The 26,349-nt window shown below is 64.6% G+C and carries 22 protein-coding genes; 12 read left to right on the plus strand and 10 right to left on the minus strand.

Annotation, left to right across the window (positions count from 1 at the left end):
- Window positions 1–3: 3 nt before the first annotated feature.
- From CT676_RS23590 to CT676_RS23605, 4 genes are read right to left on the minus strand one after another with little or no spacing between them, the layout of a single operon-like run.
- Window positions 4–459 carry a chemotaxis protein CheW gene (locus CT676_RS23590; protein WP_014497540.1) on the minus strand — a complete coding sequence of 152 codons (456 nt, stop codon included), beginning with the start codon at window positions 457–459 and terminating at the stop codon, window positions 4–6.
- Window positions 459–2,546: a chemotaxis protein CheA gene (locus tag CT676_RS23595; protein ID WP_135215509.1), complete on the minus strand. Its 2,088-nt coding sequence runs from the start codon at window positions 2,544–2,546 to the stop codon at window positions 459–461. Before CT676_RS23595 ends, CT676_RS23590 begins: the two co-directional genes overlap by 1 nt.
- Window positions 2,543–2,908, minus strand: coding sequence for a response regulator (locus CT676_RS23600; RefSeq protein ID WP_008142319.1), 366 nt, complete (start codon window positions 2,906–2,908; stop codon window positions 2,543–2,545). The genes CT676_RS23595 and CT676_RS23600 overlap by 4 nt, the downstream gene beginning before the upstream one ends.
- Window positions 2,908–3,231, minus strand: a complete 324-nt coding sequence (locus CT676_RS23605; RefSeq protein ID WP_135215510.1) for an STAS domain-containing protein — start codon at window positions 3,229–3,231, stop codon at window positions 2,908–2,910. Before CT676_RS23605 ends, CT676_RS23600 begins: the two co-directional genes overlap by 1 nt.
- 286 nt (window positions 3,232–3,517) lie before the next feature.
- Between CT676_RS23605 and CT676_RS23610 the strand changes: the two genes are divergently transcribed.
- From CT676_RS23610 to CT676_RS23620, 3 genes are all read left to right on the plus strand, one after another.
- Window positions 3,518–4,657 (plus strand): HD domain-containing phosphohydrolase, encoded by a 1,140-nt coding sequence (locus CT676_RS23610; protein ID WP_135215511.1) that lies wholly within the window; start codon window positions 3,518–3,520, stop codon window positions 4,655–4,657.
- A 188-nt stretch (window positions 4,658–4,845) separates the two neighbouring features.
- Window positions 4,846–5,517 carry a hypothetical protein gene (locus CT676_RS23615; protein ID WP_167768129.1) on the plus strand — a complete coding sequence of 224 codons (672 nt, stop codon included), beginning with the start codon at window positions 4,846–4,848 and terminating at the stop codon, window positions 5,515–5,517.
- Between the two features lie 18 nt (window positions 5,518–5,535).
- On the plus strand, window positions 5,536–7,686 hold the full coding sequence (locus CT676_RS23620) for an adenylate/guanylate cyclase domain-containing protein (RefSeq protein WP_135215513.1): 2,151 nt from the start codon (window positions 5,536–5,538) through the stop codon (window positions 7,684–7,686).
- 26 nt (window positions 7,687–7,712) lie between these two features.
- Here the strand turns inward: CT676_RS23620 and CT676_RS23625 are convergent, their stop codons facing one another.
- Both CT676_RS23625 and pobA read right to left on the minus strand, forming a co-directional pair.
- The gene (locus tag CT676_RS23625; RefSeq protein WP_135215514.1) at window positions 7,713–8,777 is read right to left on the minus strand and encodes an SDR family oxidoreductase; all 1,065 of its coding nucleotides are present in this window, start codon (window positions 8,775–8,777) and stop codon (window positions 7,713–7,715) included.
- A gap of 177 nt (window positions 8,778–8,954) precedes the next feature.
- Window positions 8,955–10,127, minus strand: coding sequence for a 4-hydroxybenzoate 3-monooxygenase (gene pobA, locus CT676_RS23630; RefSeq protein ID WP_135215515.1), 1,173 nt, complete (start codon window positions 10,125–10,127; stop codon window positions 8,955–8,957).
- A 51-nt stretch (window positions 10,128–10,178) separates the two neighbouring features.
- On the opposite strand from pobA, the gene CT676_RS23635 reads away from it, so the two are divergent.
- Window positions 10,179–11,084 carry a helix-turn-helix domain-containing protein gene (locus tag CT676_RS23635; protein ID WP_135215516.1) on the plus strand — a complete coding sequence of 302 codons (906 nt, stop codon included), beginning with the start codon at window positions 10,179–10,181 and terminating at the stop codon, window positions 11,082–11,084.
- 320 nt (window positions 11,085–11,404) lie between these two features.
- Window positions 11,405–12,019, plus strand: coding sequence for an NYN domain-containing protein (locus tag CT676_RS23640; RefSeq protein ID WP_135215517.1), 615 nt, complete (start codon window positions 11,405–11,407; stop codon window positions 12,017–12,019).
- 24 nt (window positions 12,020–12,043) lie between these two features.
- On the opposite strand, the gene pcaG is transcribed toward CT676_RS23640, so the two are convergent.
- Together pcaG and pcaH are read right to left on the minus strand one after the other, a co-directional pair.
- Window positions 12,044–12,670, minus strand: a complete 627-nt coding sequence (gene pcaG, locus CT676_RS23645; RefSeq protein ID WP_135215518.1) for a protocatechuate 3,4-dioxygenase subunit alpha — start codon at window positions 12,668–12,670, stop codon at window positions 12,044–12,046.
- A 4-nt stretch (window positions 12,671–12,674) separates the two neighbouring features.
- Entirely contained in the window at window positions 12,675–13,457 is a 783-nt protein-coding gene (gene pcaH / locus CT676_RS23650; RefSeq protein WP_041955084.1) for a protocatechuate 3,4-dioxygenase subunit beta, read from the minus strand.
- A gap of 96 nt (window positions 13,458–13,553) precedes the next feature.
- Here pcaH and CT676_RS23655 point away from each other — a divergent pair, with 96 nt between their 5' ends.
- The 4 genes from CT676_RS23655 (at window position 13,554) to CT676_RS23670 (ending at window position 20,377) form a co-directional block, all read left to right on the plus strand.
- Window positions 13,554–14,483, plus strand: a complete 930-nt coding sequence (locus tag CT676_RS23655; protein ID WP_167768130.1) for a LysR family transcriptional regulator — start codon at window positions 13,554–13,556, stop codon at window positions 14,481–14,483.
- An 80-nt stretch (window positions 14,484–14,563) separates the two neighbouring features.
- Window positions 14,564–15,868: a nicotinate phosphoribosyltransferase gene (gene pncB, locus CT676_RS23660; RefSeq protein ID WP_041955082.1), complete on the plus strand. Its 1,305-nt coding sequence runs from the start codon at window positions 14,564–14,566 to the stop codon at window positions 15,866–15,868.
- Between the two features lie 246 nt (window positions 15,869–16,114).
- Window positions 16,115–17,425 carry a GGDEF domain-containing protein gene (locus tag CT676_RS23665; RefSeq protein WP_135215520.1) on the plus strand — a complete coding sequence of 437 codons (1,311 nt, stop codon included), beginning with the start codon at window positions 16,115–16,117 and terminating at the stop codon, window positions 17,423–17,425.
- A gap of 501 nt (window positions 17,426–17,926) precedes the next feature.
- A complete protein-coding gene (locus CT676_RS23670) occupies window positions 17,927–20,377 on the plus strand; it encodes an autotransporter domain-containing protein (protein WP_244623254.1) in 2,451 nt (816 codons plus the stop codon).
- 13 nt (window positions 20,378–20,390) lie between these two features.
- Here the strand turns inward: CT676_RS23670 and CT676_RS44210 are convergent, their stop codons facing one another.
- Window positions 20,391–21,023, minus strand: a complete 633-nt coding sequence (locus tag CT676_RS44210; RefSeq protein ID WP_193560904.1) for a TetR/AcrR family transcriptional regulator — start codon at window positions 21,021–21,023, stop codon at window positions 20,391–20,393.
- A 51-nt stretch (window positions 21,024–21,074) separates the two neighbouring features.
- Between CT676_RS44210 and CT676_RS46280 the strand changes: the two genes are divergently transcribed.
- From CT676_RS46280 to CT676_RS23685, 3 genes are all read left to right on the plus strand, one after another.
- Window positions 21,075–21,341, plus strand: coding sequence for a hypothetical protein (locus CT676_RS46280; protein ID WP_167768131.1), 267 nt, complete (start codon window positions 21,075–21,077; stop codon window positions 21,339–21,341).
- Between the two features lie 361 nt (window positions 21,342–21,702).
- On the plus strand, window positions 21,703–25,107 hold the full coding sequence (locus CT676_RS23680) for an acyl-[ACP]--phospholipid O-acyltransferase (protein WP_135215523.1): 3,405 nt from the start codon (window positions 21,703–21,705) through the stop codon (window positions 25,105–25,107).
- Window positions 25,100–25,795: an alpha/beta fold hydrolase gene (locus tag CT676_RS23685; protein WP_135215524.1), complete on the plus strand. Its 696-nt coding sequence runs from the start codon at window positions 25,100–25,102 to the stop codon at window positions 25,793–25,795. Before CT676_RS23680 ends, CT676_RS23685 begins: the two co-directional genes overlap by 8 nt.
- Here the strand turns inward: CT676_RS23685 and CT676_RS23690 are convergent.
- Entirely contained in the window at window positions 25,788–26,339 is a 552-nt protein-coding gene (locus tag CT676_RS23690; RefSeq protein WP_244623256.1) for a disulfide bond formation protein B, read from the minus strand. The genes CT676_RS23685 and CT676_RS23690 overlap by 8 nt on opposite strands.
- Window positions 26,340–26,349: the final 10 nt, after the last annotated feature.

The following is a 26,349-nucleotide window of genomic DNA, read 5'->3' on the forward strand; positions in this document are numbered from 1 at the left end:
ATTTCAATTCAGGATGCGTTCCATGTTGGGAACGATGACAAACTCTTCTCGCCACTTGGCGATGAAACGGATGAATTCCGGCTTCCAGTGCATGCCGACGCGCGGCGTCTGCTGCACGTCGGTCTGCGATATCTCCGTGACCTCATAGACCTTGTCGGCGGTGACGCCGACCAGCACCGGCTCGCCGTCGAGCTCGATCTCGATGACGACGATGCGGGTGTCGGCGGAGTCGTCGAGCTGCGGCATGCCGAAGCGAATGCGCAGGTCGGCGAGCGGAATGACGTTGCCGCGCACGTTGATGACACTGGGAACGAAGGCCCGCGCGCCCGCCACCTTGGTCACCGGCACGGGATCGATGATCTCGCGCACGAGGCCGGCATCGAGCGCAAACTTCTCCTCGCCGAGGCCGATCATCACGACCTGCATCGCGTCGACCTGATGTTCGCCCGCCTCGTTCATCACGCCGCCTCGCTGATGTGCTGCTTCTCGACCTTCGACTGCGCCATCGCGACGAGCTGTGCGACATCGAGGATCAGCGCTGCCGTACCGTCGCCCAGAATGGTCGCGCCGGAGAAGATCGTGACGTCGGAGTGCAGCTTGGACAGCGACTTGATCACGGTCTGGTGGTTGCCGATGATCTGGTCGGCGACCAGGCCGACGCGGGTCTCGCCGGTCGAGATGATGATCGTCTTCTGGTGCCGGTCAGGCGCGCCCGATGCGGTCATGATCTCGCGCAAGCGCAGGAACGGCACGAGGTTGCCGCGCACGTTGAGGAAGTTGCGGCCGCGGGAGCGCTCGTCCTCGGCCGTCAGCTCGACGCACTCCTCCACCGCCGACAACGGAATGATGTAGCGGTCCTCGCCGACGCGGATCAAAAGACCCTCGATGATTGCAAGCGTCAGCGGCAGGCGTAGCGTTACCGTGGTGCCCTGGCCCGGCCGGGTCGACAGGTCGATCGTGCCGCGCATGTTCTCGATGGTGCGCTTGACCACGTCCATGCCGACGCCGCGGCCCGACAGCGCCGAGATGGTCTGCGCGGTCGAGAAGCCCGGGTGGAACAGGAACTGGTGGATCTCGTGATCGGTCAGCACGGCGCCGGAGGCGATCAGCCCCTGCTCTTCCGCTTTCGCGCGGATGCGCGCGGTGTTGAGGCCACCGCCATTGTCCTTCACGGTGACGAGCACCTGCGCACCGGAATGAACGGCCGCGAGCTCGATCCGGCCTTGCTCCGTCTTGCCGTTGGCGGAGCGGGTCGCGGTGTCCTCGATGCCATGGTCGATGGCGTTGCGGATCAGGTGAACCAGCGGATCGGCCAGGCACTCGATCATGGTCTTGTCGAGCTCGGTGTCCTCGCCCGTGGTGACGAATTCGACCGGCTTCGACAGGTCGCGCGACAAATCATGCACCAGGCGGCGGAAGCGGCCGAACAGCGAGCCGATCGGTACCATGCGCGCGCCCATCGTGGTGTCGCGCAAGGAGGAGGCGAGGCGCTCGATTTCCTCGGCGATCATCTTGATCGAGAGATCCGAGCCGGACGAGGCGAGCTGGGTCAGCCGCGCCTGGGCGATGACGAGTTCGCCGACCCGGTCCATCAACTCGTCGAGACGCTCGGCCTGGACGCGGACGGTGGCGATGCCGCGATCGTCACGCTTGGCCTCGGGTTTCGGTTCGGACTTCGATTCAGGCTTGGCTTCCGGCTTCGGCTCCGCCTTTGCGACGGGCTGCGCGGCGACAGGCGCAACAACAGCCTCGACCGCCGGCGCGGCCATCTCGGCCACGGGAGCCGGCTCCTCGTCGAGGAGCTGGAACAACGGCAGCGGCGCGGGCGCTTCGACCTGCTCAAGCGGCGAGAGCGTCAGCTTCATCTCGTCCTGGACGAACATGAAGACGTCGTCGATCGCGTCCTTGTCGCAGGCGGCGTGCAGCTTGACGTCCCACTTCAGATAGCAGTCTTCCGGCTCCATCTCGTCGAGGAACGGGATGCCCTCGGTCACGGGCACGACGAAGCACGGGCCGAGCTTGCAAAGGTCTTCCAGCAGATCGAGCGGGTTCGAGCCGTTGCGCAGAACGTGGGATTCAAATTCCAGATACAGGTGCCAGCCGGCCTGCTTGCTCTCGCCGGGGGCCAGCGGCGGCGCTTCAGCGATTTCGGCGACGGGCGCGGCAGGCTGGTCGGGAAACACGAAGCGCTTGAGGTCGTCGAAGATGGCCTCGCCGATGATGTCGTCGGTCGACTGCGGATCCTCGATCAGCGCGCGGATATAGTCCTTGGCCGCAAGCGCGACCGAGATCAGCTCCTGCGTCGGCTTGATCTCGCCCTTGCGGACGCGGTCGAACGCAGTCTCGAATTCGTGGGTAAAGGAGGCGACCTTGTCGAAGCCGAACATGGCGCCCGAGCCCTTGATCGTATGCAGGGCGCGGAAGGCGGAATCGACCAGCTCGCGGTCGTCGGGACGCTGGCCGAGATCGAGCAGAGCCCCTTCCAGAACCTCGAACAGCTCGCTGGCTTCCTGGCGAAAGACCTCTGTCGGGTCCATCGCGTTCATGCACGCACCAGCTTGCCGACCACGGCGAGCAGCTGCTCCGGCTTGAACGGCTTGGTAATCCAGCCGGTGGCGCCGGCGCTCTTGGCTTCCTGCTTCACCGTATCGTTGGATTCGGTGGTCAGGAACACGATGGGCATGCCGACCGCGCTCGGCAGCTTGCGCAGCGCCCGGATCAGCTCCAGCCCGTTCATGACGGGCATGTTGAGGTCGGTGATGACGAGGTCGAGCTTGCCGGCCTGCGCCTTGGCGAGCCCTTGCGCGCCGTCGCCGGCCTCGATCACGTTGTGACCGGCCGGTTCGAGCACGACCTTGATCATCTGACGGATGCTGGGGGAATCGTCGACCGTGAGAATCGTGGCCATCAGGTGCCATCTTTCTTTTGCGGGAAGTGCTGATCGATCATCGCATCGCTGGCGAAGCCGGCGCGGCGAAGGGTGTTGCGCAGAGACTGGGAGAATGATGTGAGCACCACCGGGCGGCCCTGGGCCTCGCCCGTCTTGGCGGTCGACAGCAGAAGCTGGATCGAGGTTACGTCGGCCTTGTCGACGCTCGAGCAATCGATCTCGAGCCGGTCCTGCCGGCCGAAAGCTTCGCGGATCAGGTCATAGACGTTGCGGATCGCAGCGATGCTGCAATCCGCAGGCAGCCGTAGGGACCACTTCGGCTCAGTGACATCAGACGGCATTCGTCCCCCAGATTTCCTCGGGATTCGCTGCACGCATGACGCGAATCTCGCGCGACGACTATTCGCTTGGGAGAGTGTGCAAACCCCTAATGGGCATCACCGTACAACTACGGGTCACAAACCGAAGAACTTCGCGCATGCATGCAGGCGTGCATGGTTCGCTCAATTCGCATGCGCTGTGCGCAGTCTTGAGTCAGTTCGCCGCAGCCCGGGCGTTTGCTCCGCGTTAAATCGCAAAGACTATTCGTGGAGGTCACGCCTCGCATCCGAACGAGACCGGCCGCCGATGCTGACCCAAGCGCTTCTCGTTGATGACAGCCGCTCTGTCCTCAATTTCCTGAAACGTCATATCGAAGCCGAAGGCCTGGTCGAGGCCACGACTTTCCTCGATCCCGTCGAGGCGCTGGCTTGCGCACGCGAGCGCGTCTTCGACCTCGTGCTGGTCGACTACGAGATGCCGCATATGGACGGCATCAGCTTCATCCGCGCCTTCCGCACCCTGCCCGGCTGCGCCGACATCCCGATCGCGATGATCACGTCGCGACAGACTGATGACGTCAAGATGGAAGCGCTGCAGGTTGGTGCAACCGATTTCTTACCGAAACAGCCACAGAGCGTCGAGATGACGGTGCGCCTGCGCAATTTGGTGCGCCTTGGTGCAGCCGTGCGCAAGCAGAACGACCGTGCCGCCGATCTGGCAAGCGCGGTCGCGGCCGCGACCCAGAAGCTCGGCGAGCGCGAGGAGGAGATCATCCTGCGGCTCGCGCTCGCGGTCGAATACCGCGACAACGACACCGGCGAGCACACGCTGCGGGTCGCCCGCTACAGCCGCATCATCGCCGAGCAGCTCGGCCTGCCGCCCCGGCTCTGCCGCGACATCTATCTGGCCGCGCCCCTGCACGACGTCGGCAAGGTCGCCATCCCCGACCATATCCTCCTCAAGCCCGGCAGGCTCACCGACGATGAGATGGCGGTGATCCGCACCCATGCGACGATCGGCGAAAAGATCCTGGCGGACTCCAGCTGCGAGCTGATCCAGCTCGGTGCGCAAATTGCCGCAGGCCATCACGAGCGCTGGGACGGCGCGGGCTATCCGAACGGCCTTCAGGCAGACGAGATCCCGGTCGCCGCACGCGTCGTCGCGGTCGCCGACGTCTTCGACGCCCTGACGACGCGCCGGCCATATAAAGAGCCGATGCCGCTCGACGTGGCGCGCAACTATCTCGTCGAGAACCAGGGCCGGCAGTTCGACCCGGCCTGCGTCGAGGCCTTCCTGTCGCGCTGGGACGAGGTCGTGGAAATCGCCGCCGGTCAGCAGGCGACGCCGTATCAGAAGACCGAAGCCCCTCTCGCGCCCATTATAGAGTGTGCGGCAGAGAGCCCTGCGGTCGAGGACCGGTTGCCTGAGCCCGTCCCGGCCGCCTGACATGATCCATCCGGCAAATAGCTTGCCGCGGCTTCGCTTTTCTCCGGTCGCAGGTTTGAACCTGTTCCTGCTAGAGTGCACCAACAACCAAGAGTGATTCCGGTCACATTTGTCTGGACGCGCCGCTGCTAAGCATCGGACCAGGACGGGGACCGGCGATTTATCGGTCGAATTGGATGAGAATTCCCATGAGAAGCCTGATCAGCGCTGGTGTCGGCGCGTTCTGTCTTGCGGCCCCCGCTTTGGCGGAGACCCCTGCCGCGATCGTCGAGGACGTCCAAGGCAAGGTCGACGGCATCGCGTTCATGGACTACGTGGCGCCCGGCAAGATCATCAAGCTCGGGCCCAAGGCCAGCATCACGCTCAGCTACCTCAAATCCTGCCAGCGCGAGACCATCAGCGAAGGCGTCGTCCTGGTCGGCGCCGAGCAGAGCACCGTGCAGCTCGGCGAGGTCAAGCGCGAGAAGGTGCCCTGCGATACCAATGCGGCAAAACTGTCCGAGCGCGAGGCCAACCAGAGCGCCGCAACGACCTTCCGCACCATGCGATCGGACGCCAAGGGAGCGCCGCCGGCCAAGCTGCCGACGCTCTATGGCGTCGCCCCGCTGGTGCAGGCCAAGAGCGGCAGCACGCTGGTGATCGAACGCACCGACGGCAAGGAGCCCACGATCAGCGTGCCGCTCAAGAGCGAGATCATGGTCGGCGGCAAGTTCTACGACTTTGCCAAGGCCGGAAAGACACTGACCCCGGGCGGCAGCTATCTCGCCATCCTCGGCGCCAAGCGCTACGCCTTCCAGGTCGATGCCAGCGCCACGTCATCGCCGACGCCGATCGTCGGTCGCCTGCTGCGGCTCGAATAGGCGGTCTGCGACGGGGCGATGCGGCGGATCGGGGGACGGGACATCGTTGCGGCGATCCTGATTGCGCTCGTCGCGGGCGCAGTCTTCACGTCCCCGCCGCTTCAGACGCTGCAAGGTCTCTCGCTCGATATCCTCACGGCGCTGCGCGGCAAGATCATTGGCGACAGCCGCGATCTCGCGACATCTCCGGTCGTCGTCGTCGCGATCGACGGCGAGACCTACGACAGCCCGCCCTTCAAGGGATCGCCGACCCAGACCTGGACACGCGAGATCGGCCGGGTGCTCACCGGGATCGCCGATGGCGGCGCCAAGGTGATCGGCTTCGACGTCATCTTTCCGAGCTCGATCGAGCAGTCGGAGATTTCCTTTGGTGACGCGCCGATCGGCGCCCGGATGAAGGGCTTTGACCGGGACTATCTGATCGCGCTGCGGCAGCTTTCCGACAACGGCAAGCTGGTGCTCGGCGAAATCCTCAGCAATGACCATCCGGATGTGCCCTACCCCGCACAGCGACTTGCGGTGAGAAACAATGTCCGTGCCCTCAACGTTCATACCGACACCGACGACGTGATCCGGCGGATGCCTCTAAGCTTTTCCATCGGCGACAAACGGGTGCCCGCTATGGCCGTCGAGCTGGCTGCGCACGCACTCGGCGCAGCGCCGCAGATCGAGCCGTCTGGCGCAACGATATTGTCTGGCTATGCCATCCCAAGCGCGTTGCCGAACACGCTGACGCTCAACTACCGTGGCATGGGCCGCGATGTCCCGACCTATTCTTTCGCCGACCTGCGGGCTTGCCTCGAAAAGGGCGACGCCGATTTCTTCCGCCGCGCCTTCGACGGCAAGGTCGTGCTGTTCGGCACCATTCTCAACTTCGAGGACCGCAAGCTGACCTCGATGCGACTGTCCGGCGGACATGACGGGACGCCGGCTGCGCGATGCGCCCTGCCCGTCCCGACGAACACCACGCAGAAGGCCCGGAGCGATATCGCAGGCGTGTTCGTGCATGCCACCGTCGTGCGAAACCTGATCGAGCGCGACGCGGTGACCGAGCTCGGCTTTCCCATGCGGACCGTTCTTACGATCGTGTTCGCGGCGATCATCGCATGCGCGGCCGCCATGCTCGCACCGGGCGGCGCGTTGATCGCCTGGCTCGGCCTCACTGCCGCTTACACAGCCGCGGCCGTCACCGCGTTCGTACACGCGCTGGCGCTGCCGCTGACCGAGCCCGCGCTCGCAAGTCTCGCCGCGCTCGCAATGATGATCGGCTACCGCTTCGTGCTGGCCGATCGCGACGAGCGCTTCCTGCGCCAGAGCTTTGCCTTCTATCTCGCGCCCGAAGTGATCAACACCATGGTCGCCTCCGGCAAGATGCCGGCGCTCGGCGGCGAGATGCGCAACGTCACCATGTTCTTCTCCGACCTCAGCGGCTTCTCCTCGATCGCCGAGACGATGACGCCGGGCGAACTGGTGACGCTGATGAACGAATATCTCTCGGCCATGACCGACATCATCGAGAGCCATGGCGGCTATGTCGACAAATATATCGGAGATTCCATCGTCGCGATGTTCGGCGCGCCGGCCGACGATCCCGCGCACGCGCGCAACGCGGTTCACGCCGCGCTGAAGTGCCACGAGAAGCTCGCGGAATTGAACGCCAGCAATCCCGCCTTCGCAGGCCATGGCCTGTCGCACCGCATCGGGCTCAACAGCGGCGAAGCCGTGGTCGGCAATATCGGCTCGCGCCGCCGCTTCAACTACACCGTGATGAGCGACACCGTGAACGTCGCCTCGCGCCTCGAGGGCGCCAACAAATATTACGGCACCGCCATCATGGCCTCGGAAACGACGATGGCGCAGACCGGCGACACGTTCGCCTGGCGTGAGCTCGATGCGATCAGGGTGCTCGGCCGCGGCGAGGCAATCAAGGTGTTCGAGCCGCTGGCGGACAAGGGCGCGGAGAGCGCCGAGCGGACGAAGGTGGCCACAGCGTATGCGGAGGGGCTGGCGTGCTGGCGGGCGAGGGAGTTTGCGAAGGCGGCCGAGGCGTTCGACGGCGTCGCGAAGATCGACCCGGCGTCGGCGCTGTTCGCCAAGCGCGCAAAAGCCCTCGCCGCAAATCCACCATCGCCAGAGTGGACGCCGGTCAATACGCTGGAAGGAAAGTAGCGGTTGTTTACTCTTCGTCAGAAGGCTCAAGGAATGACGTTCGCGGCACGCAACCTGCTGAAGAGATCGAAAAAACTGTCGTCCGTCGCCTGATATTCAAGGAAGCCGAGCTTACGGCTCTTGCTCATATCGGTGACGACTTCGATAGGGCGGCCCAAGTCGGCATCGGTGTGCCATGCCGACGAAAGGACGGAGAGGTCTCTTTCGACGAGATCATACTTGAGCGCGATATCAGCCCATATACGACCTGAATCGGCAAGCTGACGCTCAAGCGGCGAAATTTCCTCTGGAAAGGGCGCAGGCTGCAACCCGAACCAGCCGGCCAGTCGCGCCCACATCCAGCTCCATCGGAAGACATCGCCATTTACGACGTTGAATGCCTGGTCTCGCGCGACCGTCGTCGTCGCGGCCCATTCCAGGTGCCGCGCCAGCAATCTGACATCCGTCATATCCGTCAGGCCGGTCCATTGCATCGCCGAGCCTGGAAAGAGAAATGGCCGCCCCGTTTCTCGACAGATCGTCGCGTAGACGGCAAGCGTCGTTCCCATGTTCATGGCGTTGCCTATCGCATAGCCGATGATCGTGTGCGGGCGGTGAATGCTCCAGCTGAAACCACCGCGCCTGGCTGCATCGAATAGTTCGTCCTCCTGAGCGTAGTAGAAGTTCTCGACATCGAGCCGCGGTTGCTCCTCGCGGAATGGCGTCGCGGGCAGCCTGCCTTTACCGTAGGACTCGAACGGTCCCAGGTAATGCTTTAGCCCGGTGACCAGCGCGACATGAGAAAGCGTATCTGCGCCGGAAAGTGCCCCCAGCACGTTGCGCACCATCGCAGCGTTAACGCGGATATTTTCCGCCTCGGTTGGCTGACGTAGCCATGTGGCGAGAAACACGTGAGTGGGACGAAGGCTCGCCAGGATGTCGCGAAGCGAGGCCGGATCCTGCAGATCGGCCGCGATGGGACGAACACCATCGAGGCCGCTTGGTGGGCGCCTTGCGAGCCCAAGCACCTGCCAGCCGCGATCGCTGAGATGGCGGGCGAGATTGCTGCCGACAATACCGCTGGCGCCGACCACAAGCGCTGTGTTCGTCATCGCTGCGCCCTCCTGTTCGGTTGAGGAGGTAGGAACGATCGCACGAGGCAACAGAGCATTTCGGCGTCCGTCACCACTTATTGAAAGGGAACCGGCCTGACGGGCGAACTCGCCTCGTGCCGCGAGGAGAGCTCCCCTTTGGAGCGGCAACGTCGGCTGAGCGGTCACAAACCGTCGCTAAAACGGCAATCCCACATAATTCTCCGCGAGCAGTCGCTGCGCCGTCTCGGACGAGAGCAGGTACTCGAGCTCCGTCTGCTGAAGCCGGTCCTCGTATTCGGAACGGTCGGGAAAACGATGCAGCAGCATCGTCATCCACCACGAAAAGCGCTGCGCTTTCCATATCCGCGCAAGCGCCTTGGCGGAATAGCCCGCAAGGCCGGAATCGTCGCCGTGCTGATAATGCGCAAGCATGGCGTGGTAGAGATAGTAGATGTCGGACGCCGCGCTGTTGAGCCCGCGCGCGCCGGTCGGCGGCACGATGTGGGCGGCATCGCCGGCGAGGAACAGGCGGCCGTAGCTCATCGGCTCGGCGACGAAGCTGCGCAGGGGCGCGATGCTCTTCTCGATCGAGGGCCCGGTGATCAGGCAGCCGGCGACCTCGTCCGGCAGACGGCGCTTCAGCTCCGTCCAGAATGCATCGTCGCTCCAGTCCTCCACCTTGTCGGTCAACGGCACCTGGACGTAGTAGCGGCTCAGCACTTGTGAGCGCAGCGAGCAGAGCGCAAAGCCGCGTTCATGCTTCACATAGATCAGCTCAGGCGACACCGGTTTCGTACGCGACAGCACGCCGAGCCAGCCGAACGGATAGACCTTCTCGTATTCGCGCAGCACGTCCTTCGGGATGGACCTGCGGCTGACGCCGTGAAAGCCGTCGGCTCCAACGACGTAATCGCAATCGATGCGGACGATCTCGTCGTTCGATCGATAGGTCACGTAGGGCCGGTCCGACGTCAGATCGTGTGGCGTCACGTCCTCGGCGTTGTGCACGACCTTGCCGCCGAGGCGATCGCGCGCCTCGTAGAGGTCGCGCGTCAGTTCGGTCTGGCCGTAGACCAGCACCGAATTGCCACCGGAATGCTTGTGCAGGTCGATATGGGAGAGCACGCCGTCATGCGCGATCTCGAAACCGTTGTGGATCTCGCCCTCGCGGTCCATCCGCTCGCCGCACTGCGCCTCGCGCATCAACCTGGCGAAGCCGTGCTCGAGCACGCCGGCACGGATGCGGGCGAGCACGTGGTCGCGACTGTATTTCTCCAGCACGACCGTATCGATGCCCTTCAGATGCAGAAGCTGGGACAACAGCAGCCCGGACGGTCCACCGCCGATGATGCACACCTGAACTTTCATTTTTACGTCCTCCCGTCGCTGCGTTTTTTGCAGATCCGCCGCCGCAAACCGATGGAGGGTTTCGTCTTTGTCTTGTACTATTCGAACATGAAAACCGCAGCCTCAGCCCCGGCAATCCGGGTCTACAACCTCTTCGGCGAGTCCGGCGATCTGCCCGACGTCGTGCATTGCGAGACGATCGCGTCACGCTCGGTGCTGCACGACTGGACGCTGGCCGTGCACCGCCATGCGCGGCTGCACCAGGTGCTGCTGATCGAGCGCGGTGGTGGCGAGGCGACGCTTGACGGGCGCGTGGTGCCGCTCCGGCCAATGCAGGTCGTCAATGTGCCGGTCGGCCATGTCCACGGCTTCCGCTTCGAGCCCGATACCCAGGGCTGGGTGCTGACCATCGCTGCGGAAATTCTGGACGAGGCACTGCTTGCCTCGGAAGGACTGCGCGGCGCCCTGTCCCGATCGGCCGTGGTGCGCGGCACGCCGCAGATCCGCACCACCATGAAGCAGATCTTCGCCGAGCACGCCGCGCGCGATTTCGGCCGCGCGCACGTGCTGCGTGCACTGTCGGCGGCCATGATCGGGCTGGTGGCCCGCGCGCTCACCAGCGAGAGCGGCGGCAACGGCACGGCGGAAAGCGGGCTGTTCCGCCGCTTCGAGGCGCTGTTGGAACAGCATCATCTGGAACGCTGGAGCGTTGCGGACTATGCAGGCGCGCTGTCGATCACGCCGACCCATCTCAACCGGCTGACGCGGGCGGCGACCGGCGACACCGCCTCGCACCTGATCCTCAACCGGCTGATCCGCGAGGCGCGTCGCAACCTCGTCTACACCAATTTGCCGGTCTCGACGATCGCCTACGCGCTCGGCTTCGAGGATCCCGCCTATTTCAGCCGCGTCTATGCCGCAGCCACGGGCCTGTCGCCGCGCGCCTTTCGCGCCCAGCTCCATGGCGGCGAAGCTTGAGGCCATTCGTGATCGCGCCGGGCTGTCGAGATCCGAACCAGCGCGCCACTTACCTTCGTATAGAGCATCCAACCCTTTGGATACGCGCCGTTTACCTCCGTACAATTGAGCGTGGCATGCGCCCGCCTTAACGTGACTGCATTCGGAATCCTGGCGCTGATAGCAGCAACCTCCCTTAACTGGCGCGGGACGGCCCCCCCTCCGGCCGTCTGCGCCGCCTTTTTCCGCGGGCCATCGGCGACTTCGGCGTTTTCCGGCCGGCACACAGCCCTGGCGGCTGAACCTGCCGGCTTCAATGCGGAACTGGGGATTAGTGCATAATGTCTTCGCTTGAGAAGATTGCGGTCTTCATCGATGGCCCCAATCTCTATGCCGCCACCAAGGCGCTCGGTTTCGATATCGACTACAGGCGCCTGCTCGGCGAATTCCACGGCCGAGGTACGCTGCTGCGAGCCTTCTACTACACGACCGTGAGCGAGGATCAGGAATACTCGTCAATCCGCCCATTGATCGATTGGCTCGACTATAACGGGTACACCGTCGTCACCAAGCTCGCCAAGGAGTTCGTTGACGCCACGACCGGCCGCCGCAAGATGAGGGGCAGCATGGATGTGGAACTCGCCGTGAATGCCATGGAACTCGCCGAGCACGTCAATCAGATCGTGCTGTTCTCGGGCGATGGGGATTTTCGTTCACTGGTGGAAGCCGTGCAACGCCGCGGCGTCCGCGTGACGGTCGTCTCCACGCTTGCGAGCCAGCCTCCCATGGTGGCCGACGAACTGCGCCGGCAGGCCGACGTCTTCATCGATTTGACGGAGCTGAAGCCAAGAGTGGGGCGCGCCCCGGCCGAGCGGCCGGGATCGCGCGAGATGCGCCCGCAACCACCGCAAGCCGCCACGCGCGGATCGGTCAATCGAGGCGACCAGGTGGAATGATCCTGCGCGGCGATCGGCGGATCGTCAGACGTCGAAGAACACCGTCTCCTCCGCCCCCTGCAGATTGATCGTGAAGGAGTACACGACCTTGCCGGCGCGCTCACCGCGCGTGGCGATCAGCGTCGCGCGCCGCACCGGCGGCTCGACCAGGTTGAGCACGGGGTCGGCGGCATTCGCGGCTTCTTCGTCGGAGAAATAGAGTCGCGTATTGAGACCGATGTTGATGCCGCGCGCGACGATCCAGATATTGACGTACGGCGCGCATTTGCGGCCTGCCTTGTCCGTGATCGCGCCCGGCTTGATGGTCTCGAAGGTGACGAGGCCGCTGTCGAAATCCGAGCCGGCGCGGCCCCAGCCGCGAAACTCATCGTCCACCGAGCTGGCCGGGCGATCGGCCGGATGGTTATAGCGGCCGGTTGCGTTGGCCTGCCAGATTTCGAGCAGCACATCGCGCAGCGGCGTGCCGCTGCCGTCGAACACCTTGCCCTCCAGCGTGATGCGCTCGCCTGGCGTGTTCGGCGTCACCAGCACGTTAGAAAAGTTCTTCTCAAAAATGTCGAAGCCGGCCATGGCCGGGATCAGGCCGATATGAACGTAGGGCCCGGCGGTCTGCGAGGCGGTTTCCTTGAGATAGTCGAGCGGCTGCGGCATTGGCTCAATTCCCCGCGGTGCGATTTTCGAAATAGGTGGAACGCTGGCCGCGCAGCACGATGTCGAAGCGGTAGGCGAGCGAGTCGAACGGCGTCGAGGCGTTGAGGTCGAGCGGCGCCACGAGGCGGTCGAGCGCGTCCTTGTCCGGGATCGTCGTCAGGATCGGGCAGACCGGGATCAGGGGATCGCCCTCGAAATACATCTGGGTGATCAGCCGCTGCGCAAAGCCCGAGCCGAACACCGAGAAGTGGATGTGGGCGGGACGCCAGCTGTTGACGAAGTTGCGCCAGGGATAGGGGCCCGGCTTCACGGTGCGGAAATAATAGTAGCCGGTGTCGTCGCTCAGCGCGCGGCCGCAGCCGCCGAAATTCGGATCGATCGGGGCGAGATAGGTGTCCTTCTTGTGCCGGTAGCGGCCGCCGGCATTGGCCTGCCAGAACTCGACCAGCGTGTTCGGCACGCCGCGGCCGGTCTCGTCCAGCACGCGGCCATGGACGATGATGCGCTCGCCGACGGGATCGCCATCCTTGGCGTAGTTGCGGATCAAATCATTGTCGAGCGGGCCGAGATCGTTGTGGCCGAACACCGGACCCGTGATCTCCGAGACCGAGTTCTCGATCGACAGCAGCGGCTGGCGCGGCGAGCGCAGCACCGAGGATTTGTAGCCGGGCGCATGCGCCGGCGGATGGATCGAATGGTCGCGCTGGAAGAAGCCGCCGTCGCGCGGCGTGAACGGCTCGGGTCGGTTGAGGCGGGGATCCTGCAAGGCTGGCGCCTGGACGTTCATCGGCGTTGTCTCTCCCTGTGGCGCCCGGGTCCGGGGGGCGCGGCTTATCGGGAGATCATGGGACGATCTATTCTCAAGATAAATAGATCGATTATAATGAATTACATGAAGGAAATCGATCATTTGGCGCTCGACGGCCACGCCCTCGAACTGTTCCTTGCCGTGCTGGAGGAAGGTTCGGTCACGGCGGCAGCGACGCGGCTCGGTCTGACGCAATCGGCGGTCAGTCACGGGCTGAACAAGCTGCGGCGGATCGCGGGCGATCCGCTGTTTGCCAAATCCGGCCGCGGCATCGTCGCCACCGCCCACGCCCAGGCATTGGCTGCGAAAGCGCGGGCGCTGATCGACGAGATGCGCAGCTTTGCCGGCGGCGTCACCTTCGAGCCGGCGCGCGCGCAGCTATCGCTGACGATCGCCGCCAACGATTTCCAGCGCGATCTGCTATTGCCGCGGTTCTTCGATCATGTCGCGGGACAGGTCAGGAGCCTGAACCTGCGCGTGATCCCCTCGCAGTCGCCGTCGCCCGCGATGCTGCGCGAAAACCGCTGCGATCTCATGGTCACGCCGCTGCCGCCATCCGGCGTGGACATCGTGCAGAAGCGGCTGCTCAGCGATCACTACGTCTGCTACTTCGATCCCAAGGCGCGCACCGCGCCGGCCGGCCGCAGCGCCTATCTCGCGGCACGCCACATCACGGTGGTCTATACCGACAACGAGCGGCTCGACTTCGACCGCCGGCTGGCGGCGAACGGCTTTCTTCGTGACATCGCCATCTCCGTGCCGAGCTTTTCCGGCGTGCCGCCCTTCCTGCGCGGCTCGCAGATGCTGGCCAGCATGCCGAGCCTGCTCGCCTCCGGTGTGATGCGCGGCTTTGCGCATGTACCGATTCCGCTGGCGTCGCGGACAAAGACGCTGGCCGAGCTGCCGATGTTCATGGTCTGGCATCAGCGCTATCAGAAAGACCCGGCCCATCGCTGGATCCGCGGCCAGCTCGAAACCGTGGCGGCAACGGCGGCCGGAGACTGAGCCTCGGTTACGGTTTCAGGGAAGTCTGCCCTTCGCCAAACCCACTGGTTGCGCGAGGGCCGCCACGCTAGAATTGTCCCATGACAGTGACCGATATTGCGAGCCGGACCTACAATCATAGCTGGCGGCTGGACCCCATCATCCGCAGCCTGCTGGATACCGACTTCTACAAGCTATTGATGTTACAGATGATTCGGGAGGACTATCCGGATCAGCAGGTGACCTTCTCGGTCATCAACCGCTCGCGCCATGTGCGGCTGGCCGAGATCATCGACGAGGGCGAGCTGCGTGCCCAGCTCGACCACGCCCGCACCATCCGCTTCGCCAAGAAAGAGCTGATCTGGCTTGCCGGTAACACCTTCTACGGCAAGACCCACATGTTCTCGGCGGACTTCATCCGCTGGCTGGCCGAATTCCGGCTGCCCGAATACGAGCTGCGCAAGGTCGAGGGCCAGTACGAGCTGCATTTCCACGGGCCCTGGACCCACACCACGATGTGGGAAATTCCGGCGCTCGCCATCCTCAACGAGTTGCGGTCGCGCGCCGCGATGAAGGGCCGCGGCCGCTTCGAGCTCGACGTGCTCTATGCCCGCGCCAAGGCCAAGCTGTGGACCAAGGTCGAGCGGCTGCGCCAGCTCGAGAATTTGCGGCTCTCCGACTTCGGCACCCGCCGCCGGCACGGCTTCCTCTGGCAACGCTGGTGCGTCGAGGCGGTGAAGGAAGGCCTGGGCCCGTCCTTCATCGGCACCTCCAACGTGCTGCTGGCGATGGACAATGATCTCGAAGCCATCGGCACCAATGCGCATGAGCTGCCGATGGTCGCGGCTGCGCTTGCCAAGGACGACGAGGAGTTGCGCTGGGCGCCCTATCGCATTCTCGACCAATGGCGCCAGACCTATGGCGGCAATCTCCTGATCGCGCTGCCCGACGCCTTCGGCACCAAATCCTTCCTGCGCGATGCGCCGGAATGGGTCGCCGACTGGACCGGCTTCCGCCCCGACAGCGCACCACCGATCCAGGCCGGCGAGGAGATCATCGCATGGTGGGAAAAGAAGGGCCGCAACCCCAAGGACAAGCTGCTCGTCTTCTCCGATGCGATGGATGTCGGCTCGATCGAGGAGACCTATCACCACTTCTCCGGTCGCTCGCGGCTCTCTTTCGGCTGGGGCACCAACCTCACCAATGATTTCGTCGGCTGCCCGCCGGACGGCTCGTTCAATCTCGATCCCATCTCGCTGGTCTGCAAGGTGTCGTCGGTTGACGGCCACCCGGCCGTCAAGCTCTCTGACAATCCGGAGAAGGCGACCGGCATGCCATCCGAGATCGAACGCTATTTGCGCGTGTTCGGCGACGCTGGCCGGGTGCGCAAGCCGGTGCTGGTCTAGCGCCGGACCAAACTCTCTCGATCAGGTAAACCGCGCAGGACGAATGCGAGGCATTGGTTCGCCACGACCGCATCGGTTCCGGTTCGTCGGCATTTGCAACGATCTGCGGGCATCCGCTTCACGACGCTTTCACCCTGCAGTGCAGTCGCCTGCGTCCTTGGGGTCGAGTTAAGCAACTTTCCCCTCTACTTGGCGTTGCAGGCGCGACGCTCCGGTGGGGTCGTTGATCGATTTGGGGAATGCAGGGTGTTTCGCAGAACAGCGACGTCGACGAAGGGGCGTAGTTTCCTTCACGTCATCAAACTTGTCTCGCCATTCGTGATGGTCGTCGTGCTCCAGGCAACGATCGCGGGATTCAGCCTCGAGGTGATGTCATCGGTCCGCGCCTATGTCGCGGGCGAAGCAATGTGGTCGCGGTCACAGAAGAACGCCGTCTATTTCCTCAATCTCTATCTGCATTCAGGCGAACCCAGCCAGTTCACCCACTACCAGGCGTCCCTTGCCGTTCCCATCGGCGATGAGTTCGCGCGCTGGGCACTCGAGCGCGATCCGGTCGACGTCGAGGCCGCCCGCGTCGGGTTTCTGCAAGGCGGCAACCATCCCGATGACGTTCCGGGATTGATCTGGCTATTCCGTTATTTCAGCCGCGTCAGCTTCCTCCAGGAAGCGATCCACGAGTGGGCGGCCACCGATCCCATGCTGCTGGAGCTCAGCGTGTTCGGCGAGGTCATCCGGTCCGAGCTGGCGCACGGACCCATTGAGGACCGCGACCGCCTGCGGCTGCTGTCGTCGCGGCTCTCGGAGCTCAACACGCAGTTCACGGTGCATGCAAAGCGGTTCTCGACTGTCCTCGGCGAAGGCTCCCGCGCCATCAAGGTAACGCTGACGTGCATCAACATCGTGGCGGCCGCGACGCTGATCCTGCTCCTGATCTGGCACACGCGGCGCTTGATGCTGCAACGACAAGCGTTCGAGGATGCGTTGCATGCCGAGAAGGAGCGCCTGGCATGGCAGGCATCGCACGACTGGTTGACCGGCCTGTCCAACCGCCGCGCCTTCGAGGCGCGCCTGCAAAGCGTGCTGGACACGACCGCGGCGGGTTCGCTGGGCCTGATCCTGCTCGACCTCGACCAGTTCAAGAGCGTCAACGACACCTGTGGCCACCTCGCCGGCGACCGCCTGCTCTGCCAGGTCTCGCGCCTGCTGCAACAGGAGCGGGGACCGCATGATCTGGTGGCCCGGCTCGGCGGCGACGAATTCGGCCTGATCCTGCCGCAGTGCTCGCCCTCGACCACCGTCGATATCGCCGAACGCCTGCGCAGATCGCTCGAGCTGTTCACCTTCGCCTGGGACGATCGTTGCTTTGCGGTGACCGCCAGCATCGGCGTCGCCTGTATCGCGGACGGCAACACCACGCTCGAGGACGCCATGCGGCGCGCGGATGCCGCCTGCTACCGCGCCAAGGAAAAGGGGCGCAACCGGGTACAGGCCGACAACGGCAGACCGGACGTCGTCGTCGTTGCCCGCCCGCGCGAGGCCGTCGCAGCGCGAGGCTGATAGCCGTCCGCTCGCAATTTCATCTCGACGGTCCGGGTGCCATCGCAATCGGGGTTGAGTTCGCCTCAGGCCCACCCGATGGCGCCCCGATCCACCCCGGCGCACCAGACAATACAGTGACACGGCGCAGTTGTGACGTGGCGGCCACATGGCTCTGAAAAAATGGCGCTCTTCGCATTCGGACACATCACATTGCGCGCCGGTCCACGATGGCCGGGACCTCTCTCGCTAAGCATAGCACCGACCGATGCTGCGGGCGCGAATCCGCCCGGACCGCGCCGCGAGAGGAGTTTGGAAGTGCCTTGGAATCATTTGATGACCCCGCGCAATATCGTTCGTGCGACGACGTCCCGGCGGCGTGCGGTTCTCTTGAGCACCGCGATCGGAGCCCTCGGTAGCTCGCTGCCCTAGTTTATCATGCCGGCGGAAGCGGCATGTGTGATTACCGGGGCCGGCTCGCAGACGGCGCTTCAGTCAGGCGACTCAATTACCTGCATCGGGATGGGCAATACCCTGGTAAGAACAGCGTCAGGGGTCAGCGGCGTCACCGTCAACGTCGGCGACGGCAGCCCGACATCCCTGAACGACCCTGCCTTTGCCGGCATTGTCTTCGACACGACATCGAATAGCGCGATCAAGGTTCTCGGCAATGCGTCGGTCGCGCCAGCCAACAGCGACGGCATCATCGTGTCAGGCGGCGGCAACAATACAATCACCGTGGATGCGGGTGCCGCAATTGGATCACCGACCGTCGGCACGACGGCGCTCGGTCTGGCCGGTTCGAACAACAACATCGTCTTGATCGGAGGTACGGTTGGAAGCGGCGCTGCCGGAACCGCCGGCATCGGCATCTTCGGCGGGTCAGCAGGCAATCAGGTGAACATCCTGTCGAGCGGCATTGTCCAGGGCAACGGCCCCGCAGCCATCGATCTCAACGGCGCGGCGAGCGGCAACACCATCAACAACGCCGGCACGATATCGAATGCCTCGGGCACTGCAATCTTCGGCTCGAACAATCAGGACACCATTATCAACTCAGGCGCGATCAGCAGCAACGGCGTCAGCATTGCTGTCGACCTCAAGGACGGCAACGATGTCTTCGAGCTGCGCGCGGGATCGAACATCACGGGCTGGGTCGTGGGCGGCAACGGAGCGGACACGTTGCGCCTGGGCGGGACCGCCAACGCTGCGTTCGACCTCAGCACATTCGGTGCGTCCAATCAGTTCCGGGAATTCGAGGCTCTGGAGAAGACCGGCAGCTCGACCTGGACGCTGAACGGCTCGACGACCGAAATCGCGAGCATGAATGTCCTGGCCGGCACCCTCGAGGTGAACGGCTCGATGCCCAACATCGCGACGGTCGTCAGCGGCGGCACGCTCAGTGGCAGTGGCATGATCGGAACGCTCATCGTGGTGTCGGGCGGTAGGGTTGCGCCCGGCAATCTCGGTCAGCTCATCGTCAACGGCGATGCGGCGTTCCAGTCGGGGTCGACCTACGCGATCTCGGTCAACGCGGCCGGACAATCCGACAAGATTGCCGCCGTGAGCGCGACGCTGACCGGCGGCACCGTCGCCGTCACCTCGCTTGCGGGCGCCTACAATCCCTCGACGCAATATACGATCCTCAGCACGACGACGGGCCTCTCCGGCAGCTTCTCGGGCGTGACCGTCAGCGGATACAATCCGCAGCTCTTCGCTTCCTCCCTCAGCTATGACGGGTTCAGCGTCTTCCTGACGCTCAACTACAACAACGCCGCATTCCTCTCCATCGCCCAAACGCAAAACCAGAAGGCCGTGGCCGGCGCCTTGAGCGCGTTCGGTCCCAACCTGCCTTTCCTCTCCTCCTTCGCAGGCCAGAGCGACGCCCAACTCCGTTACAGTCTGGACCAGCTTTCGGGTGAAGCCGCCACCGGCGCCCAGCAGGGCGCCTTCCAGTTCACGAGCCAATTCCTCGGCCTCATGCTTGATCCGTTCGTAGGTGGACGCAGTGGCATGAGCACCGGCGACACGGCGCTCGGCTTCAGCGCGGAGCGCGCCGCGCTGCCGGACGATATCGCCCTCGCCTACAACAAGGTGCTGGGGACACCGGCCGTGAAAGCGCCGGTCTTTGCGGAGCGCTGGACGGCTTGGGGCACGGCGTTCGGCGGCACCAACCGCACCAGCGGCGACCCCGTCGTGATCGGCAGTCACGACCTCGGCGCGCGCGCCGGCGGCGTCGCGGCCGGCACCGATTATCATTTCGGCCGCGATGCGCTGGTCGGTTTCGCACTGTCGGGCGGCGGCACCAATTGGGACCTCGCGCAGGCGATCGGCGGCGGCAAGAGCGATGCAATCCAGGCCGGCGTCTACACCGCCGTGCGCACAGGGCCGGCCTATTTCGCCGCCTCTCTCGCCGTGGCCAATCATTGGATGTCGACAGACCGGCTCGCGCCGTTCGGCAACCAGCTCACCGCCAAGTTCGACGCGCAAACCGTCGGAGGCCGTATCGAGGGCGGCTATCGCTTCGCCACGCCGATAGGCGGCTTCACGCCGTATGTGGCGGCGCAGGCGCAGGCTTTTCGCACACCGACCTATACCGAGGCCGATCTGGCCGGCAGCGGCTTTGGCCTGACCTATCAGGGACGCACGGCCTCCGACACACGGAGTGAGCTCGGCGCGCGCTTCGACCGCGCGACGCTGGTCACGCCGAACTCGATCCTCACGTTGCGCGGCCGCGCGGCCTGGGCCCATGATTGGGTGAGCGACCCGACGCTCGTCGCTGCATTCCAGGCGCTGCCCGGCGCGAGCTTCATCGTCAACGGTGCAACGCCGGCAAAGAACACCGCGCTCGCATCCGCAGGTGCCGAGCTGAAGTTTTCGAACGGCGTTGCCTTGTCGGCGAAGTTCGACGGCGAGTTCGCGGCGCGCAGCACCACTTATTCCGGCACCGCGAGCCTGCGATACGCGTGGTAGCCGCTTGGTCTCCTCAAGGCGACCGTGCGCCGACCGGCACGATCCCGAGGCCGGCGAGATGCGTATCGAGGAATTGCTCGACCTGCTGGCGCAGCATCTGGGGCGGCACCGCCACCATGCGCTCCTCCAGGCCGAGCGAGATGATTCCATGCACGGCGGAAAACAGCGTGCGCGACAGCAGCGCGATCCTCACGTCGTCCGCAGCCGGTAGCAGCCGCACCAGGGCTGGATGCATCAGCGCGAAAGCGTCCATCACCATCTGAAGGATGTCGTCGGGATAAGGACGATCGTCCTCCATCCGATGCTCGAACAGCGAGCGCAGCAGGTTTGCGTGCTCGGCGAAGAATTCGAGATAAGTCTCGGCAAACCCGTAGAGCTGGCGAACGGGGTCCTCGGCCGGAACCTCGGCGAGCCGTACCGTCAGCGCCTGAACGGTCTCCCGGTTCACCGTCAGGATCACCCCGTCGAAGTCGCCGAACTCGTTATAGACGCTGCCCACCGAGCAACCGGCGGCCTCCGCGACGTCCCGAACCTTCAATGATCTCAGCCCCTTAGCTGAAATGATGCCGCGGGCGATCTCCAGGATCAGGAGCCTCCGCCGACTTTTTTTCTGGTCGCGTGGCGATTCTTCTTGAACATTGTTCATTTTCAAGCTACTCATCTGAACATTGTTCAAATTAATCCGGAGATTTGCAAAATGCAAACCCTCGCTGTTGATATCGCCTCCACCTTCGTCGATGACGCTGCGGCTCTCGTGACCGGACTTGGCCGGGCCGTCCTCAAGTTCGTGATGGCGCCGGTCGATCGCATCGCAAATGCCTGCGACATTGCCGGCGTGCTCACCGAGCGCCGCGCGACCTTCCGGATGTGGCGGGCGAGCCGCGCCCGTAGCCGTCACGCGGGCCGCCGGTTCAGCCTGCTCGGCCGCCTCTCGCCCTTTCGCCACCTCGCTCATCTCACGTGAGGCGGGCGCACCCGGGACGTTCCGGTCGGCTCGAATGTAAGACCCGGTTGCAAGGAAGGACTTACCATGTCCCGACATTCGCAGCCGATGTCGCGGCCTTTGGCGATGCGGTTCAACTTTTCCTCATCGCTCCGCGCGGTATCCGAAAAAGCGCGGCCGGTCCGTCCCAACCACGGCTGCGACCAGATATTTGCGAACCTAACGAGACCATTTGGAGACCAACAGGCTCGGAAGGGTCGAGGGGACAGAGCAGGCCGGCGACCGTCGTCATCGAGCCATCGTTCGTCCCGTAAGCTTCCGGTCGTGACGCCTCACCGACAACGTAACAATCTCAGGCTGCCTTCCCAAAACAGGACTTGTCATGATCAGGGAATTGATGTCGTCACGCCGCTTCGCGCCGCTGTTCTGGGCGCAATTTTTCTCGGCGCTCAATGACAACGTGCTCAAGAACGCACTCGTCATCATCCTGCTTTACAGTGCCGCAACCGGTCACGGCGATGCGCTGGTGACGGTCGCAGGCGCCGTCTTCATATTCCCCTATTTCATCCTGTCGGGGCTCGGCGGCCAGCTCGCCGACAAATACGTCAAATCCGTCGTCGCGCGGCGGCTCAAATTCGCGGAGATCTTTGCTGCGGCCTTTGCCGCCGCCGGCTTCTTCCTGCACTCGGTGCCGCTGCTGTTCACGGCGCTCGCGCTGTTCGGCACCATCGCCGCCCTGTTCGGCCCCGTGAAATACGCCATGCTGCCGGACCAGCTCGAACTCGGAGAGCTCGCGACCGGCAACGCGCTGGTCGAAGGCGCCACCTTCATGGCCATCCTGCTCGGCACCGTCGCCGGCGGCCAGTTCGTGGCCGGCTCCGCGCATATGGGCTGGGTCGCATCGGCCGTGGTCGTGCTGGCCCTGCTGTCCTGGGCCTTCGCCTCCCGCATTCCGCAGACCACGCCGTCGGCACCCGACCTGCCCGTCAACGCCAATCCCTGGACCTCGACGGTCGGCCTGTTGAAGACGCTCTACGCGGACAAGCGGCTGTGGGACGGCACCGTGATCGTCTCGTGGTTCTGGCTGGTCGGCGCCATCGTGCTGTCGCTGCTGCCGGCGCTGGTCAAGGACGTCGTCGGTGGCACCGAAGGCGTGGTGACGCTGTGCCTCGCGACGTTCGCGATCGGCATCGCCATCGGCTCGCTGTTCGCGGCCAGCCTGAGCCACGTCCGCCCGAACCTCGCGCTGGTGCCGATCGGCGCGATCATCATGGGGTTTGCCGGCCTCGATCTCGCCTGGGCCATCGGTGTGACCGCCAAGGGGCAGGACATCGCCGCGGTCGACTTCGCGACCTCGTTCGCCGGCCTGCGCATGCTGATCGATTTCGCCGCCTTCGCATTCGGCGGTGGCTTGTTCGTCGTTCCGTCCTTTGCTGCCGTCCAGGCCTGGTCGCAACCGACCGAGCGCGCTCGCATCATCGCCGCCGGCAACGTGCTGCAAGCCGCCTTCATGGTGATCGGCTCGCTGTTCGTCGCGCTGCTGCAGGCGGCTGGCCTCCATATCGGCTGGATCTTCTTCGGCCTTGGCGTCGCCAGCTTCGGCGCGGTGTGGTTCGTGCTGACCAAGTGGGGCAAGGAAGGCGTGCGCGACCTCGGCGGGCTGCTGTTCCGCGCGCTGTTCCGCACCGAGGTTCGCGGGCTCGAGAACCTGCCGCCTCCGGGCACGCGCATGCTGATCGCGCCCAACCATGTCAGCCTGATCGACGGCCCGCTGCTGCACGCCGTCCTGCCGATCGATGCGAGCTTCGCCGTGGACACCGGCATCGCCAAGGCCTGGTGGGCCAAGCCGTTCCTGCGCGTCGTCAAGCACTACACCATGGACCCGACCAAGCCGCTGGCCGCACGCGACCTGATCAAGCTCGTCGCCGCCGGCGAACCGGTGGTGATCTTCCCGGAAGGACGCATCACCGTCTCCGGCTCGTTGATGAAGGTCTATGACGGCACCGCGATGATCGCGGACAAGGCCGATGCGGTGGTCGTGCCCGTCCGGATCGAAGGCGCGCAGCGCTCGCATCTCAGCTACCTCAACTCCAACCAGATCAAGCGCTCCTGGTTTCCGCGGGTGACGGTCACGATCCTGCCGCCGGTCAAGCTTCCGGTCGATCCGGCGCTGAAGGGCAAGGCACGCCGCAATGCCGCGGGCGCCGCGCTCCAGGACGTGACGATCGACGCCATGGTCAAGAACGCCATGCTCGATCACACGCTGTTCGAAGCGCTCGGACATGCCTATCGCGACCGCGATACCGGCAAGGTGATCATCGAGGACGCGCTCGGCACCAAGCTGACCTATCGCAAGCTGATCCTCGGCGCGCAGGTGTTGAGCCGCAAGCTCGAAACCGGCACCACGGCCGGCGAAAATGTCGGCGTACTGCTGCCGAATTCCGCGGGCGTCGCCGTCGTCTTCATGGCGCTGCAAAGCATCGGGCGGGTCCCGGCCATGCTCAACTTCTCGGCCGGCCCGGTCAACGTCCTCGCCGCCATGAAGGCCGCGCAGGTCAAGACCGTGCTGACGTCGAAGGCCTTTATCGAGAAGGGCAAACTCGACAAGCTGATGGCTGCGATCTCCGCGGAGGCCCGCGTCGTCTATCTCGAGGACGTCCGCGCCTCGATCGGCACGGCCGACAAGATCAAGGGGCTGCTCGCGGGCACTGCGCCGCGCGTCGCCCGCCAGGCGAATGATCCGGCCGTCGTGCTGTTCACCTCGGGCTCGGAAGGCACGCCCAAGGGCGTGGTGCTGTCCCACCGCAATATCCTCGCCAACGCGGCGCAGGCGCTGGCCCGGGTCGATGCCAATGCCAATGACAAGGTATTCAACGTGCTGCCGGTGTTCCACTCGTTCGGGCTCACCGGCGGAATGATGATGCCGCTGCTCGCGGGCATTCCGATCTACATGTACCCCTCGCCGCTGCACTACCGCATCGTGCCGGAGCTGATCTACCAGACCGGCGCCACGATCCTGTTCGGCACCGACACCTTCCTCACCGGCTACGCCCGTTCGGCGCATGCCTACGATTTCCGCACGCTGCGCCTGGTGATCGCCGGTGCCGAGGCGGTGAAGGATCGCACACGTCAGGTGTTCATGGAACGCTACGGCATCCGCATCCTGGAAGGCTACGGCGTCACCGAGACCGCGCCGGTGCTGGCGATGAACACGCCGATGGCCAACCGTCCCGGCACCGTCGGCCGCCTGTCACCGCTGATGGAAAGCCGCCTCGATCCGGTCCCCGGCATCGAGGAAGGCGGACGCCTGTCGGTGCGCGGACCGAACGTGATGCTCGGTTACCTCAGGGCCGAAAATCCCGGCGTGCTCGAACCTCTCGCCGAGGGCTGGCACGACACCGGCGACATCGTGGCGATCGACGCGGCCGGCTTCATCACCATCAAGGGCCGCGCCAAGCGCTTCGCCAAGATCGCGGGCGAAATGGTCTCGCTGTCGGCGGTCGAGAGCATCGCGACGGCGCTGTGGCCGCAGGCCGCCTCGGTTGCCGTGTCGATCCCCGACCAGCGCAAGGGCGAGCGCATCGTGCTGCTGACGACGGAGAAGACCGCCGAGCGCAGTGCGATGCAGGGCCAGGCCAAGGCGATCGGCGCGTCCGAGCTGACCGTGCCCGCGGCGATCATGGTGGTCGACAAGGTACCGTTACTCGGCACCGGCAAGACCGACTATGTCACGGCAACGACGATGGCCCGCGAGCAGGCGTCCTCGCCGGAGCGCGAGGTTGCCTAAAGACGACAAGTCCACGGACGTCGCTCCGGCGGAAGCCCGGTGCGACGGCGTGGTCCTGCTTCACGGCATCGGCGTCGGTGCCTGGACGCTGAAGAGGCTGGATCGGGCGTTGCAGCGTCACGGCTTCGCCACGCTCAATCTCGACTACCTCAGCCGCAAGAAGCCGCTCGAGGAGCTTGCGGAAGACATCCACGCGCCGGTCGCCGCGTTTGCAGCGCAATGCGACGGCGCTATCCACTTCGTCGCCCATTCCATGGGCGGGTTGCTCACGAGGGTTTACATCGCGCGATATCGACCGGTGCGGCTCGGCCGCGTCGTGATGCTGGGCACGCCCAACGGCGGCAGCGAAGTCGCCGATCTCCTGAAGGACCTCTCGCTCTACCGCGCTGTTTTCGGGCCGGCCGGCTTGCAGCTTTCGACAGCCCAGCCCCCTGTGCTCGCCGCCCTGCCGCCGCCCGATTATGCGATCGGCGTCATCGCGGGATGCCGCACCATCGCGCCAATCGCCTCGGCCTTTGTCCTGCCGCGGCCCAATGACGGACGGGTTTCAGTCGCAAGCGCGAAACTGGCCGACATGGCCGACCACATCGTCGTCAAGGCATCGCACACCGGACTTCCACGAAATGCCGTCGCGATCGAGCAGACGATCGCGTTCCTGCACGACGGCCGCTTCAATCCGATCACTTGAGCAGGAGATAGCGAACCGGGTTGTCGTCGCACTGCCCCGCGCCGCACTCCAGCACGGTGGACAAGAGATTGGCGGCGACCAGCAACGCAAAGATCGCGAAGACCGTGTTCGATGCCGCACCGTTCAAAGGCGCGTCCCCGTCTCGCTTGCCGGTCACATCCTTCAGGATGAAGACGAGCGCGACATAACAGACGATCCCGATCGCCGCGATCAGCGCCCAGGTGTAGAAATGCAGCCCAAACAGCGCCGAGCCGTATCCTGGATCGCCGGGCGCAAGATGCAGCGACACCTGCCGCATCGAGATGCAGCCGGTGACGAGGCTGGAAACGAGAATCATCGCGTAGTGAGACCCGCGTTCGCCGAGGCGCATGTTGAACAGGAACCCCATGCCGACCGCGATGAACCCAGCCCTTTGCAACAGGCAAAGCGGGCAAGGCAGCTCGCCGAGCGCAAGCTGATAGGCGAACGCGACCATCAGGATCAACGAGATCCCGAGCAGCCCAAGCATGTTCAGGATCGCGCCGACCGGCCGTTGCTCGCTCATCTCTACGGTG

The organism is Bradyrhizobium sp. MOS001 (assembly GCF_004634465.1).
Taxonomy (GTDB): domain Bacteria; phylum Pseudomonadota; class Alphaproteobacteria; order Rhizobiales; family Xanthobacteraceae; genus Bradyrhizobium; species Bradyrhizobium barranii.

What these genes read in the sequence shown, in the direction of transcription:
- CT676_RS23680 (WP_135215523.1), top strand. Translation starts at nt 21,703, where the DNA reads ATGATCAGGGAATTGATGTCGTCACGCCGCTTCGCGCCGCTGTTCTGG.
- CT676_RS44210 (WP_193560904.1), bottom strand. Translation starts at nt 21,023, where the DNA reads ATGAACAATGTTCAAGAAGAATCGCCACGCGACCAGAAAAAAAGTCGG.
- CT676_RS23590 (WP_014497540.1), bottom strand. Translation starts at nt 459, where the DNA reads ATGAACGAGGCGGGCGAACATCAGGTCGACGCGATGCAGGTCGTGATG.
- pcaG (WP_135215518.1), bottom strand. Translation starts at nt 12,670, where the DNA reads ATGCCGCAGCCGCTCGACTATCTCAAGGAAACCGCCTCGCAGACCGCC.
- CT676_RS23615 (WP_167768129.1), top strand. Translation starts at nt 4,846, where the DNA reads ATGAGAAGCCTGATCAGCGCTGGTGTCGGCGCGTTCTGTCTTGCGGCC.
- CT676_RS23595 (WP_135215509.1), bottom strand. Translation starts at nt 2,546, where the DNA reads ATGAACGCGATGGACCCGACAGAGGTCTTTCGCCAGGAAGCCAGCGAG.
- pcaH (WP_041955084.1), bottom strand. Translation starts at nt 13,457, where the DNA reads ATGAACGTCCAGGCGCCAGCCTTGCAGGATCCCCGCCTCAACCGACCC.
- CT676_RS23625 (WP_135215514.1), bottom strand. Translation starts at nt 8,777, where the DNA reads ATGACGAACACAGCGCTTGTGGTCGGCGCCAGCGGTATTGTCGGCAGC.
- CT676_RS23690 (WP_244623256.1), bottom strand. Translation starts at nt 26,339, where the DNA reads ATGAGCGAGCAACGGCCGGTCGGCGCGATCCTGAACATGCTTGGGCTG.
- CT676_RS23610 (WP_135215511.1), top strand. Translation starts at nt 3,518, where the DNA reads ATGCTGACCCAAGCGCTTCTCGTTGATGACAGCCGCTCTGTCCTCAAT.
- pncB (WP_041955082.1), top strand. Translation starts at nt 14,564, where the DNA reads ATGACAGTGACCGATATTGCGAGCCGGACCTACAATCATAGCTGGCGG.
- CT676_RS23670 (WP_244623254.1), top strand. Translation starts at nt 17,927, where the DNA reads ATGGGCAATACCCTGGTAAGAACAGCGTCAGGGGTCAGCGGCGTCACC.
- CT676_RS46280 (WP_167768131.1), top strand. Translation starts at nt 21,075, where the DNA reads ATGCAAACCCTCGCTGTTGATATCGCCTCCACCTTCGTCGATGACGCT.
- CT676_RS23600 (WP_008142319.1), bottom strand. Translation starts at nt 2,908, where the DNA reads ATGGCCACGATTCTCACGGTCGACGATTCCCCCAGCATCCGTCAGATG.
- pobA (WP_135215515.1), bottom strand. Translation starts at nt 10,127, where the DNA reads ATGAAAGTTCAGGTGTGCATCATCGGCGGTGGACCGTCCGGGCTGCTG.
- CT676_RS23635 (WP_135215516.1), top strand. Translation starts at nt 10,179, where the DNA reads ATGGAGGGTTTCGTCTTTGTCTTGTACTATTCGAACATGAAAACCGCA.
- CT676_RS23655 (WP_167768130.1), top strand. Translation starts at nt 13,554, where the DNA reads ATGAATTACATGAAGGAAATCGATCATTTGGCGCTCGACGGCCACGCC.
- CT676_RS23605 (WP_135215510.1), bottom strand. Translation starts at nt 3,231, where the DNA reads ATGCCGTCTGATGTCACTGAGCCGAAGTGGTCCCTACGGCTGCCTGCG.
- CT676_RS23640 (WP_135215517.1), top strand. Translation starts at nt 11,405, where the DNA reads ATGTCTTCGCTTGAGAAGATTGCGGTCTTCATCGATGGCCCCAATCTC.
- CT676_RS23620 (WP_135215513.1), top strand. Translation starts at nt 5,536, where the DNA reads ATGCGGCGGATCGGGGGACGGGACATCGTTGCGGCGATCCTGATTGCG.